We start from the raw sequence: 12,127 nt of genomic DNA on the forward strand, positions 1-12,127 counted from the left end.
GACATTATGGCGAATGAAACGGAGGCCGTGGATCGGCAGGCTCCACTCGTGAGTGATTCCTATTTTCACGACGGCGCGCGCTGGGAGCGGGATATTTATCGGCGCCTCGAACTGTCGCGCAACGCCTGGCGCATCGTTGCCGCTCTGCTCGGCCTGGCGCTTGTCGCCGGTCTGGCGCTGCTCTGGCAACTCGTGCCGCTGAAATCGATGGAGGTCGTGACCTTGCTGGTCGACAAAGCCACCGGCTTTGTCGAGGTCGCCCGCCCGCTCGAAGAGGGCGGACCAATTTCCGAGCGTGAGGCGGTCACCCAAGCCAATATCGTCCGCTACATCCGCGCCCGCGAAACCTATGACCCGCCGGCGCTTCGCGACAATTTCGAGCTGGCGTCACTGCTGTCCGCCGGACAGGCGAGCAAGGATTTGGCTGAAGAATTCTCGCCGAGCAATCCCGCCAATCCCATGAAACTCTGGAGCGCGACGGGGCGTACGCGTGTCTATGTCGAGAGCGTCAATTTCCTCACCAATGGCTGGATGCAGAACCCCGGTTCGCCAGCAACTGCTGCCGTGCGTTTCATGACCACGCGCACGACCGAACGCGAAAACATCATCGAACATTGGGCGGCCAATGTCCGTTTCCGCTACACGAAAACGCCGATGAAAAACCAATGGCGGTTCGACAATCCGCTCGGCTTCCAGGTCATCGAATATCGCAGGGATCAGGAAACGGTTGCGCCTGCCGTCGCGCCGGCGGGGGCGGGACAATGAAGCGGGCCTGGATTATTGGCCTGATCGGCATGGCTACCGCCAGTCACCTGGCCCACGCGGAAATCGCGCCGGCCCCGGGGCGGCAGGACGCGCGCATTCGCACGGTTCCCTATCAGCGCGACAATGTCGTCACCGTCTGGGGCACGCGCGGCGTTTCGACCATCGTCGTTTTCGCCGAAGACGAAAAAATCGAAACCGTGGCGCTCGGCGACTCGCTTGCCTGGCAGGCGGTTCCAGATCAGTCGAAGCGCTATCTGTTTATCAAGCCGCTCGAAAAGGATGCCGCGACCAATATGACGGTCGTGACGCGCAAGCGGATTTACAGCTTTGTGCTTCGCGCCGGCGGCGGCGCCCAGCGCGTCGTTTTCAAGGTGCGATTCACCTATCCCGACGACGAAGCCGACGCCAAATTAATGGCGAAAGCCGAGGCCATGGCCGCCTTCCCGAATAAGCGCGCGGCGGAAAATTCGACCACGCGAAACTTCGATTATTCCTACAAGGGCCATGTCACCGTCAAACCCCAGATCGTCTTCGACGACGGGACCAAGACCTACTTTCGCTTCGCCGGCGACGTGCCCGGCATTTTTGTTGTCAATGCCGATCGAACGGAAACCTTGGTGAACTATCGCCGCGAGGGCGAAATGGTCGTGGTCGACAAGACCGCGGGACAATGGACCATGCGCAATGGCGACGACACCGCCTGCGTCTTCAATATGCGCGCGAAAAGCGAACCGGCGCCCGCTTCGACCGAAAAGGACGTCCAGCCCTATTTGCAAGCGCAGCACGCGCCCGAAGGCAATCGGCTCATGCGCATCCTGAGCGGCGAGACTTCATCCTCCAATCAAGATTCGACGGAGCGATAAATGGCCGATTTTGAAGAAGAGGCGAGGCTCGCCAGGGAAACCGTCACCCGCTCGGCTTCGAACCCCAACGCCGCCTTGGGCTTTCTCGCAGCCGTCGTCACGATCCTGGTGCTCGGGCTGATGTGGTACACATCGTCGCGGAAGGCGCCCCGTGTTCAGAACGCCGGCGAAGAATCTTTCGCCACCGCGCGTTTGCAGCCGGGCATGTCCTTCGACAAGCCTCTGCCGAAACCCGACGACAATAAGTTCGTGATCCCGCCGCCGGCGCCGACGCCGCCGCCGGCGCCGGTCGCGGAGATTCCGGCGACGCCGACGCCGCCCGTCGATGACAGCGAGGCCAAACGGCTGGCCGAGCTGGAGCGGCTACGTAAGGAGGAAGAGGCAAAGCGCGAGGCGCGCCTGCGCTCGCCCATGCTGGTCGTCAATGACAAGGAGGGCTTGGCCAGCGTTGACCCGGCCAAGGTCGGAACGGTTGAAAAGGACGATGATCCCAATCGCCGTTTCCTCGCCAATGCCGAACAGGATGTCACCCGCGCCCATGCCGTCAAATATAAGCGCACCGATGCTCTGGTCCCCCAGGGCTATATGATCCGGGGCGTGCTCGAAACGGCGATGCAGTCTGATTTGCCTGGCAACGTCCGCGCTATCACCTCCGAGGACGTCTATTCCTTCGACGGCAGGCGCGTGCTGATCCCCAAGGGGACCATGCTGACGGGTGAATATCGTTCCGGGCTTACCCGCGGCCAGACCCGGGTCTTCGTCGTCTGGACACGCATGCTGCGCGCCGATGGCGTGTCGCTCATGCTGGGATCTTATGGGACCGACAGCCTCGGCCGCTCTGGCCTGACCGGCGAAGTGGACAATCATTTCCTGCAAAGATTTGGCAGTGCGGCCCTGCTGACCATTACCGGCGGCGTGGCGCAATTCGTCGGAAATCTCGGAAACAACAATGCGACGACGGGCGCAACCTACGCCTATGACCCGAACACAGGCAACCTGATTCCCATCTCCAACACCGCCAATCAGACGCTTGCGACCGCGCGACAGATCGGAGCGCAGACGGCGGCCCAGAGCATTTCGCAAATGGCCCAGGAAGCCCTCAAGGACGAGATTCACATCCCCCCGACCATCTATGTCGAGCAGGGCACCCGGATCATCGTCTTTGTGAAGCGCGATCTCGATTTTTCGGATCTTTACCCCGACCCGGTCAAAGAGGCCCTCAATGAACTCAAGCACCCCCATAAGCGAACGGGGAGCCAAAGCGATCCCGCTCTGGGAGACGCTCCCGGTGTTTTTTCGGCAAGCGGCGGAGCCCATCCGGGTCTGGTTACAAAACCCTGATGTGATCGAAATCTGCGTCAACAAGCCGGGCGAAGTCTGGGTCGAAAGCCTCGGAAAGCCCGCCATGGAGCGCTTCGACGTTCCCGAGCTTTCGCAAGAAGCGGTCCAGCGTATCGCCGTCCACGTCGCCGGCCAGACCGACCAATCCGTCAATTCCTCCACCCCCCTCCTTTCGGCCGCCATGCCCCATGGCGAACGATTCCAGGGCGTCCTCTCGCCGGCCGCGCCGGCGGGAGGCGCCTTTTCCATCCGCAAGCAGGTCATCGCCAATCTCGATCTCGACGATTACTCAGGGATGGGGGCCTTCGATTATGTGAAGGTGCGCGGTCCGCGCACGCCGGATCTCGAGCATTTTCCCGAGGTCGAAACCGGGCTGGCGGAATTGCTCAAAGATGTTTCGCGCGAGGGCGTGCGCAACGCGCTCAGCTTTGCGGTTAAAAACCATGTCACCTTGGTGATTTCGGGCGGCACGTCCTCCGGAAAAACGACCTTTTTGAACGCGCTGCTCAAAGAGGTCCCCGAAAGCGAGCGGGTGATTTCCATCGAGGACACGCGGGAGCTCAATCCGCCACAACCCAATTGGCTATCCATGCTCGCCTCCAAAGGCGGGCAGGGCAAGGCGCAGGTGACCATTCAGGACCTGCTCGAGGCCAGTCTGCGTCTACGCCCTGACCGACTGTTTCTAGGGGAAATTCGCGGGGCGGAGGCCGCGACCTTTTTGCAAGCGGTCAACACCGGTCATCCCGGTTCGCTGACCACGCTTCACGCCGACAGCACTTTTGGGGCTTTCGAGCGTCTGGCGCTGATGACCCTGCAATCCGAGCTGAAACTGACCAAGGCCGAGATCATGGATTATGTGCGCTCCGTCGTGCCCATGGTCGTGCAATTGCGCCGGCGCCCGACGCGTGGCGTCGCCGAGATTTATTTTCGCGGGTTCAACAACGTATAGGGCAGGGACATGCGGACCGCGCTTTATCTGATCGGAGCGGTTCTCGCCGCCTTGGCGCTGTTTCTGGTCTGGGAGGCGGCTTATTGCGTCACTGTCGCTTGGTATTCGCACAGCTGGGCGCTTTGGGCCCATTTCGCCAAAGGCCAGGAATTGTTGCTGCCGATCCAGTCGGCGCTCCATGAATGGGGAAATCCCGCAGTCAAGAAACTGGTGGCCCGCGCCACGCTGGGTTCGTTGATTTGCACGCTCCTGGTCGGCGCAATCGTCGCCCAAATCGTCCAGAACTTGCGTGGCGTCGTCTCGCCCAAAGGCGGCGCCCGGCTGGCGAACGCGCGGGATCTGCGCAAGGCCGACCTATTTGCCGGCAAGCCCGGCTATTCCATCTTCCTCGGCCGTTTTGGCGGCAAGGATGTGCGCTATTCGGGTCCAAGCCATATTTATGTGAATGGGCCGACGCGCGCCGGTAAGGGCGTCGGCTTCGTTTTGCCCAATGCGCTGGAGTGGCGCGGCTCGCTGATCGGTCTCGATATCAAGCGGGAGATGTGGGCGGAGATAGGCGCGGCGCGCGCCGCCCTTGGCCAGCATATATTCCTGTTCTCGCCCGGCTCTCCGGAATCGCATCGCTGGAATCCGCTCGATCTCGTCGCCCCCTGGCCGGAGCGGGCGACCGATCTGACCAATATCGCCCGCAGCCTGATCCCGACGCCGGAGACCGGTGACGCCTATTGGGCGGAAACCGCGCGCGGCCTGTTCGCCGGTCTCATGGGCTATGTGCTCGACAGCGAGGCGACGTCGAAAACCCGGACCATCAAGGCGGCGCTGAAACTGATGAGCCAGGGCCGCAGCCTCGCCGCGGTGATGGCGGACGCCATCGTCAATGAACCTGAGCTCAACTTATTCGTCGTGGATAAATTCCGGCAGCACATCGGCCGCGAAGAAAAGCAGCGCATGTCCTTCGAGGCTCACATCGTCACAGCGCTCGACGCCTGGAACAATCAGCTCGTCGATGCCGCCACCAGCCGGAGCGATTTCAACATCGCCGATCTGCGCAGGAAGCCGTTCACAATCCTGATCGGAACGCCGGTCGGAAATTTCGGCTCGGTCGAGGCCGTCGTTCGGCTGCTGATACAACAGGTTCACGATGTGCTGTTACGAAGCCTGCCCGGTCTCGACGAACCATACAAACTGCTGCTTATGCTCGACGAGTTCTACCAGTTCGGTCGCATGCCGGAAATTGTAGATCGCGCCCCTCTTGTCGCTGGCTATGGCTTTCAGATCGTTGTCATCGCCCAAGGTCTCACCCAATTGGACGTGCGCTATGGCAAGCCGACCCGCGACATGCTGATCGGCAATATGGACGTAAAACTCTTGATTGGCGTCGGCGACGAGACCACCGCCAAATATTGTTCCGAGGAGATTGGCAAGCAATTCGTGCGGCGGGAGAGTTGGGGCGCCTCGGTTGGGGGAGGAGGCCTTGTCGGCGGCTTTCCGCGCGCCAGTCGAACCACCCAGGGGCGCTGGGAACTGGACGCGATCATGCCCTCTGAAACTCTCCGCCGCCTGGATTCGAAAAAATCGGTGCTGCTGGCGCGCGCCCAATATGCGGCGGTGCTCGATAAAATCAATTTTTTCAACGACGGGCGATACAAAAAGGCCGTCAAAGCGGCGGCGGGATTTGCCGCGCGCCTGAATGTGCCGCCGGTCACCGAAGCCATCACGCCTACGGCCGAAGCCGCGCTTGTCACGCCCAGCGTCGATCTTCGCGCTAGCTCGCATAAGGCCGCCTTCGACCGCGTGATGGCTGCCGCCGTCGAAGTCTTCGAGGATTTGACGCCCTTTCACGCCGCCTTTGTGGCCGCCATGAATGAACGTGGCAGCGCAGCCGTCGCCGAATTGTGCCAACGGCTGCGCACGGAGCCAGAGACCATCGCTGAGCTGAAATCCCGCCGAAGTCTGGGCCGCGCAACAAGTCACGAAGCGCTGACGCAAAACTTGCGCGCAGAGATTATCGCGGCGCGCAATGCGTTGAACGCCGATCGCGCCGAAAGGGCGCCGGCGGAATCTGCGACGAAGGGAGCGACCAACGCAACTGATGCGATTGGCGCTATAGCGGATGTCGATTCGACCGCGCTTATCGCCTTGCAGACTCCTACGGACAACAGCAGCGCGGGCGGCTCTACGGAAGCCCAAAACGACGTCGCCAAGCTAGTCGACGCCATTGGCGAAGATACGGACTCCTGGACGAGCGAGGTAAAGGCAAGGGTCGAGGCCACGCTTCGCGAGGGTTCGGGTCGCACCGCCTTTGAGAAGACAATGCAAAGCCTCAGAAGCTCGACGGAGATGTTTGAGGACACGCCTGACGATTTACCGACGATTTTGAAAGGCGTCTAACATATGACGTCAGTCCGCCTTAGCCTTGGGAGCTAAATATAGTGATCGGACGCGGATGCTCAGCTGCTCGGTGCCGCCGATGCCTCCACCAACGGCCCGTTCGGCGCAAAGCGGCCGTTGCCTGAGCGGGAAATTTTGACCCCAGGCGGTCATTCGCCGAACTTGCCGGCGCATCCAAACGGTAGCTGAAAGCCGCCATTCCCGATCGAGGTCAGAATAGCCGTTATTTGACGCCGCGGCATTGTCTTGCGTCCGACATATTTATCCGATAATCTGGATATATGAAAGAAACTTCAGCTCTCGCCGCCCTTGCGGCCCTGTCTCAGGCGACACGCCTGCAAACTTTTCGGCTCCTCGTCGCGCGTGAACCCGAAGGCGTTCCCGCCGGCGAGTTGGCTCGCTTGGTTGGCGTGCCGCAGAACACTATGTCGGCGCATCTGTCGATCCTGGCCAACGCCGGTCTGATCAGCGGCGAGCGCCAAAGCCGGTCGATCATCTACCGCGCCGACCTCGCCATGTTTCGGGAAGTCGTCCTTTTCCTGCTGAAGGATTGTTGCGGTGGCCGCCCGGACGTCTGCGCGCCGGTTCTGGCCGATCTCATTCCTTGTTGTCCGTCCGGATCTCATCAGGACGACCACGATCATCAATGATTCGTGCGCCCGGCGATCGCTGGCCGCAACCGGATGAGAACCGGTGATTGCGCCTGGTTTGCTCCGACCCGCCAATGTCCAAATTCAACCGCAGGCGTGTCGCCGGAGTAATGTTATGTCGAAATTCGAACGCTACCTGACCCTCTGGGTTCTGCTTTGCATTATCGTGGGCATCACCCTCGGCCATTTCCTCCCTGGCGTCTTTCAGGCTATTGGCGCTGCGGAAATCGCCAAGGTCAACCTGCCGGTCGCAGTTTTGATCTGGCTGATGATCATCCCGATGTTGGTCAAGATCGATTTTGCCGCGCTGTCGCAGGTCGCGCAACATTGGCGCGGCATCGGCGTGACCTTGTTCATCAACTGGGCGGTCAAGCCCTTCTCTATGGCCTTGCTTGGCTGGCTGTTCATCGGTTGGCTGTTCCGGGGGCGTCTTCCAGCCGACCAGATCGACAGCTACATCGCTGGCTTGATCCTGCTGGCCGCCGCGCCATGCACGGCGATGGTCTTCGTCTGGAGCAATCTCTGCAAGGGCGAGCCGCATTTCACGCTGAGCCAGGTCGCGCTCAACGACGTCATCATGGTCGTCGCCTTCGCGCCAATCGTTGGGCTGCTGCTGGGGCTGTCCTCGATCACGGTGCCATGGGAGACGTTGCTGCTGTCGGTTGTCCTCTACATCATCGTGCCCGTCATCATCGCCCAGGCCATTCGGAGAAGTCTGATCGCAAGGGGCGGCGAGGCGGCGCTGACGAATTTGCTGAACACCCTTCAGCCCCTGTCGCTCGTGGCGCTGCTGGCGACGTTGGTCCTACTGTTCGGATTCCAGGGCGAGCAAATCCTGGCGCAACCGCTGATCATCGTCCTGCTCGCGGTTCCGATCCTGATCCAGGTCTATTTCAACGCTGGGCTCGCGTACCTTCTCAATCGCATGACCGGCGAAGCCCATTGCGTCGCCGGCCCCTCGGCTCTCATCGGCGCCAGCAATTTCTTCGAACTGGCCGTCGCCGCCGCCATCAGCCTGTTCGGCTTCCACTCCGGCGCCGCTTTAGCTACGGTCGTGGGCGTGCTGATCGAAGTGCCGGTGATGCTGTCGGTCGTCAATATCGTGAACCGGACGCGTGGCTGGTATGAATCCGGCGCCGCCGTCCGCCGCGTCGCCGCTGAAAATCTCAAGGAGAAGACTGTTGGCTGAGGATATGAAGGTGGTCATCCATCACAATCCCGATTGCGGCACGTCGCGCAACGCCCTCGCCATCATCGAGGCCGCCGGCTATCGCCCGACCGTGATCGAATATCTCACGACCGGCTGGACGAAACCGCAGCTCGAAGGCCTGTTCGCGGCCGCAGGATTGACGCCGCGCGAGGCGCTGCGGACGTCGAAGTCGCCCGCCGCCGAACTCGGTCTGCTCGACCCGGCGGTCGACGGCGAGGCGCTGCTCGACGCCATGATTGCGCACCCGGTCCTCGTCAACCGACCGATCGTCTGCACCGCCAAGGGCGTCAGGCTTTGCCGCCCCAGCGAGGCCGTGCTGGATTTGCTCGACGGCCTGCCGCCGGGGCCGATGGCCAAGGAAGACGGCCAGTTGCTGATCGACGCGGAGGGCAAGCGCGTTGGCTGAACATCTGGACCCGACCCCGAACCTCGATAAAGCCTGTTTCTCGTCTATCGACGAGAAAGCACTGTTCGACGCGCCACGCCAAACTCATGGGCCAAAAATCCTGCTGTTGTATGGCTCGTTGCGGAAGCGCTCCTTCAGCCGGCTGGTGAGCGAGGAGGCCGCGCGCATCCTGCATCGCTTCGGCGCCGAGACCCGGACCTTCAATCCGAGCGGCCTGCCATTGCCCGACGATTCCGAGGCCGACAATACCAAGGTCGCGGAACTGCGCGAACTCGTCGCCTGGTGCGAAGGCATGGTCTGGTGCTCGCCCGAGCGCCACGGCGCGATGACCGGGGTCATGAAGGCGCAAATAGACTGGATTCCCTTGACGCTCGGCGCCGTCCGGCCGACGCAGGGCAAGACGCTCGCCGTGATGCAGGTTTGCGGCGGCTCCCAATCCTTCAACGCCGTCAACCAGATGCGGATTCTTGGGCGCTGGATGCGGATGATCACCATCCCCAACCAGTCCTCTGTCGCCAAGGCTTTCGCGGAATTCGACGACCACGACCGGATGAAGCCCTCGGCCTATTACGACCGCGTTGTCGACGTTATGGAAGAATTGGTCAAGTTCACGCTATTGACGCGCGACCGCTCCGACTATCTCGTCGACCGTTATTCCGAGCGCAAGGAAAGCGCCGAGGAACTTTCGAAGAGGGTCAACCAGCGGTCCATCTGAACGGTCACATGCAGCAGCCGACAAGGATATGCTGGACGCTCCTGGCAGTTGGCTGAAGTCACTGGATGGCCGCGGTCGATTGAACGGTCGTTGCATTCGGCCGTCGTCGCGAAGCGAAGCTGATCTGCGAACTCTTTCCTTGCCGACTTACAATATATCCTATAATCTGGATATATGGACAGTACTGAGATCTGAACGCCGGAATCGACTTCGGCGGCAGCCAGACATCCATCCGATTGCGCGCCGTCGCGGGTTCTTGCGCCGATGTCTGCAGAAATTCAACCGCTGCCGTCCGAAAGGGCTCATGTCATGTCCGATCGCATCTACAATGTTTTATTCCTCTGCACGGGAAACAGCGCACGCTCGATCCTGGCGGAAAGCATCCTCCGCAAGGACGGCAGGGGCCGGTTCAACGCTTTTTCCGCGGGAAGCCATCCCAAGGGCGAAATCAACCCATACGCACTCAAAACCCTTGCCAGCTATGACTATCCGACCGATGGGTTTCGGTCGAAGAATTGGGAAGAGTTCGCGACGCCCACCTCGCCGCAATTGGATTTCGTCTTCACGGTCTGCGACAACGCCGCCGGCGAAGCCTGTCCGATCTGGCCGGGTCAGCCGATGACGGCCCATTGGGGCATCGAAGACCCGGCCGCCGCCGAAGGCGCGGACATCGAGAAGCAGCGCGCCTTCAATCTGGCCTTTCGCTATCTCAAGAACCGCATTTCGTTACTGCTCGCCTTGCCGATGGACCGGCTGGACAAACTGGCTTTGTCGAAGAAATTGCGCGAGATCGGAGAAACCGAAGGCGCGACCCATCTGACCGAAGGAGGCGTCACGTGAAGACGATTCAGGTTTTCGATCCCGCCCTGTGTTGCAGCACCGGCGTTTGCGGCGTCGACGTCGACCAGGCCCTTGTCACCTTTTCGGCGGACGTGGACTGGGCGAAGCAGAACGGCGCGCAGATCGAGCGGTTCAATCTCGCCCAGCAGCCCATGGCCTTCGTTGAGAACGCGACGGCAAAGGGTTTTCTGGAGCGCTCCGGCCAGGAGGGCCTGCCGCTAATCCTGGTCAACGGCGACATCGCCATGGCGGGTCGATATCCCAATCGCGCCGAATTGGCCCGATGGGCCGATCTCGCGGAAACCCCGGCAGAAACCAAGGCCACCGGGTGCTGCGGTGGCAAGAGCTGCTGATTTTCCAAGAGTTGCTGATTTTCAGGGACACACCATGCAATTCATCGACTCCGCCCCGCGCTTCCTTTTCTTCACAGGCAAGGGCGGAGTCGGCAAGACATCGATCGCCTGCGCGACGGCGATCCAGCTCGCCGAAGGCGGCAAGGACGTCTTGCTCGCCAGCACCGACCCGGCCTCCAACGTCGGTCAGGTGTTCGGCGTCGAGATCGGCAATCGCATCACGACGATTCCATCCGTGCCGCGCCTGTCAGCGCTTGAAATCGACCCGCAGGCGGCGGCGCAGGCCTATCGCGACCGCATCGTCGGTCCCGTGCGCGGCATCCTTCCCGACGATGTGGTCAAAGGCATCGAGGAACAGCTTTCCGGCGGCTGCACGACGGAAATCGCCGCCTTCGACGAATTCACGGGCCTCCTGGTCGATTCCGGCATGACCGCAGGTTTCGACCACATTGTTTTCGACACGGCGCCGACTGGCCATACGATCCGGATGCTGCAACTGCCCGGCGCCTGGACCGGGTTTCTTGAGGAGGGCAAGGGCGGCGACGCCACCTGTCCCGCGCCGTTGGCCGGCCTCGAAAAGCAGCGCGCCCAGTACAAGGCTGCGGTTAAGGCCCTTGCTGACGAAAATCGCACCCGCCTAGTGTTGGTCGCCCGCGCCCAGCAATCGACCTTGCGCGAGGTCGCCCGCACACAGGTGGAGCTGGCGGCGGTCGGCCTTGGGCGGCAATATCTCGTCGTCAACGGGTTGCTGCCGAACACCGAGGCGGCGCAGGACCCGCTGGCCGCCGCCATTTGCCAACGCGAGCTGGCGGCGTTGGCAGCCATTCCCGATGAACTTGCCAAACTGCCACGCGATAAAATCCAGCTGCTTCCCTTCAATCTCGTCGGCGTCCCGGCCTTGCGCCAGTTGCTGGCCGGAACGACGGCGCCCGTCGCCGCCGATGACTGCGAACCGATTGCGCTCAACGCGCCTGGCCTTTCCGATCTGGTCGACGGCATTGCCGTCGACAGTCATGGGTTGGTCATGCTGATGGGCAAAGGCGGCGTCGGCAAAACCACTCTGGCCGCCGCTGTTGCCGTCGAACTGGCCCGCCGCGGCTTCCCGGTTCATCTCACCACTTCGGACCCTGCGGCTCACCTGGCTGAAACGCTGCACGGCACGCTCGACCAATTGACCGTCAGCCGCATCGATCCTCACGCCGAAATCGAGCGCTATCGTCGGGAGGTGATGGCGACCAAGGGCGCCGCGCTCGACGCCGAGGGCCGAGCGCTGCTTGACGAGGATTTGCGCTCGCCTTGCACCGAGGAAATCGCGGTCTTTCAGGCATTCTCGCGCGTCATCCGCGAGGCGGGCAAGAAATTTGTGGTGATGGACACGGCGCCGACTGGCCATACCCCGCTGCTGCTCGACGCCACCGGCGCCTATCACCGCGAAGTCGTCCGCCATGTCGGCGCTAAGGGCGGTCATTACATCACGCCCATGATGCAGTTGCAGAACCCCAATGTCAGGCACCATCTTGGGGTGAGAAATCGGATGCAATGAAATCAATTGTTTAGGCTTAGCCATGATATTTGAGAATATTCATTTAATTTGATAATATGCGTTGACTTAGCCATCAATTGTGAGAATTTCGACGTCGAACG

At 61.4% G+C, this 12,127-nt stretch carries 12 protein-coding genes; all 12 read left to right on the forward strand.

Features of this window, described 5'->3' with window-relative positions:
- The first annotated feature begins 6 nt into the window (after positions 1-6).
- The 12 genes from QZ409_RS00260 (at position 7) to arsA (ending at position 12,026) form a co-directional block, all read left to right on the forward strand.
- Positions 7-765, forward strand: coding sequence for a VirB8/TrbF family protein (locus QZ409_RS00260; RefSeq protein WP_296706044.1), 759 nt, complete (start codon positions 7-9; stop codon positions 763-765).
- Positions 762-1,628 (forward strand): P-type conjugative transfer protein VirB9, encoded by an 867-nt coding sequence (gene virB9, locus QZ409_RS00265; protein ID WP_296706045.1) that lies wholly within the window; start codon positions 762-764, stop codon positions 1,626-1,628. Before QZ409_RS00260 ends, virB9 begins: the two co-directional genes overlap by 4 nt.
- The gene (gene virB10 / locus QZ409_RS00270; RefSeq protein WP_296706046.1) at positions 1,629-2,969 is read left to right on the forward strand and encodes a type IV secretion system protein VirB10; all 1,341 of its coding nucleotides are present in this window, start codon (positions 1,629-1,631) and stop codon (positions 2,967-2,969) included.
- Entirely contained in the window at positions 2,917-3,918 is a 1,002-nt protein-coding gene (gene virB11, locus QZ409_RS00275; RefSeq protein WP_296706047.1) for a P-type DNA transfer ATPase VirB11, read from the forward strand. Before virB10 ends, virB11 begins: the two co-directional genes overlap by 53 nt.
- Positions 3,919-3,927: 9 nt before the next feature.
- On the forward strand, positions 3,928-6,309 hold the full coding sequence (locus QZ409_RS00280) for a type IV secretory system conjugative DNA transfer family protein (protein WP_296706048.1): 2,382 nt from the start codon (positions 3,928-3,930) through the stop codon (positions 6,307-6,309).
- Positions 6,310-6,590: 281 nt separating this feature from the next.
- Positions 6,591-6,959 carry a metalloregulator ArsR/SmtB family transcription factor gene (locus QZ409_RS00285; protein ID WP_296706049.1) on the forward strand — a complete coding sequence of 123 codons (369 nt, stop codon included), beginning with the start codon at positions 6,591-6,593 and terminating at the stop codon, positions 6,957-6,959.
- Between the two features lie 115 nt (positions 6,960-7,074).
- Positions 7,075-8,148: an ACR3 family arsenite efflux transporter gene (arsB, locus tag QZ409_RS00290; RefSeq protein ID WP_296706050.1), complete on the forward strand. Its 1,074-nt coding sequence runs from the start codon at positions 7,075-7,077 to the stop codon at positions 8,146-8,148.
- 4 nt (positions 8,149-8,152) lie between these two features.
- The gene (gene arsC / locus QZ409_RS00295; protein WP_296706056.1) at positions 8,153-8,575 is read left to right on the forward strand and encodes an arsenate reductase (glutaredoxin); all 423 of its coding nucleotides are present in this window, start codon (positions 8,153-8,155) and stop codon (positions 8,573-8,575) included.
- Complete coding sequence (gene arsH, locus QZ409_RS00300; RefSeq protein ID WP_296706051.1) at positions 8,568-9,290, forward strand: arsenical resistance protein ArsH; 723 nt, start codon at positions 8,568-8,570, stop codon at positions 9,288-9,290. Before arsC ends, arsH begins: the two co-directional genes overlap by 8 nt.
- A 309-nt stretch (positions 9,291-9,599) precedes the next feature.
- A complete protein-coding gene (locus QZ409_RS00305; RefSeq protein WP_296706052.1) occupies positions 9,600-10,130 on the forward strand; it encodes an arsenate reductase ArsC in 531 nt (176 codons plus the stop codon).
- Complete coding sequence (arsD, locus tag QZ409_RS00310; protein ID WP_296706053.1) at positions 10,127-10,483, forward strand: arsenite efflux transporter metallochaperone ArsD; 357 nt, start codon at positions 10,127-10,129, stop codon at positions 10,481-10,483. The genes QZ409_RS00305 and arsD overlap by 4 nt, the downstream gene beginning before the upstream one ends.
- Positions 10,484-10,517: 34 nt before the next feature.
- On the forward strand, positions 10,518-12,026 hold the full coding sequence (gene arsA, locus QZ409_RS00315) for an arsenical pump-driving ATPase (protein WP_342394818.1): 1,509 nt from the start codon (positions 10,518-10,520) through the stop codon (positions 12,024-12,026).
- The last annotated feature ends 101 nt before the right edge of the window (positions 12,027-12,127 follow it).

The organism is Rhodoblastus sp. (genome assembly GCF_019449565.1).
Taxonomy (GTDB): domain Bacteria; phylum Pseudomonadota; class Alphaproteobacteria; order Rhizobiales; family Beijerinckiaceae; genus Rhodoblastus.

Bases quoted from the DNA above. Each gene is read 5' to 3' on its own strand.
- QZ409_RS00305 (WP_296706052.1), top strand. From the start codon at position 9,600: ATGTCCGATCGCATCTACAATGTTTTATTCCTCTGCACGGGAAACAGC.
- arsC (WP_296706056.1), top strand. From the start codon at position 8,153: ATGAAGGTGGTCATCCATCACAATCCCGATTGCGGCACGTCGCGCAAC.
- virB9 (WP_296706045.1), top strand. From the start codon at position 762: ATGAAGCGGGCCTGGATTATTGGCCTGATCGGCATGGCTACCGCCAGT.
- arsB (WP_296706050.1), top strand. From the start codon at position 7,075: ATGTCGAAATTCGAACGCTACCTGACCCTCTGGGTTCTGCTTTGCATT.
- virB10 (WP_296706046.1), top strand. From the start codon at position 1,629: ATGGCCGATTTTGAAGAAGAGGCGAGGCTCGCCAGGGAAACCGTCACC.
- QZ409_RS00260 (WP_296706044.1), top strand. From the start codon at position 7: ATGGCGAATGAAACGGAGGCCGTGGATCGGCAGGCTCCACTCGTGAGT.
- arsA (WP_342394818.1), top strand. From the start codon at position 10,518: ATGCAATTCATCGACTCCGCCCCGCGCTTCCTTTTCTTCACAGGCAAG.
- QZ409_RS00280 (WP_296706048.1), top strand. From the start codon at position 3,928: ATGCGGACCGCGCTTTATCTGATCGGAGCGGTTCTCGCCGCCTTGGCG.
- QZ409_RS00285 (WP_296706049.1), top strand. From the start codon at position 6,591: ATGAAAGAAACTTCAGCTCTCGCCGCCCTTGCGGCCCTGTCTCAGGCG.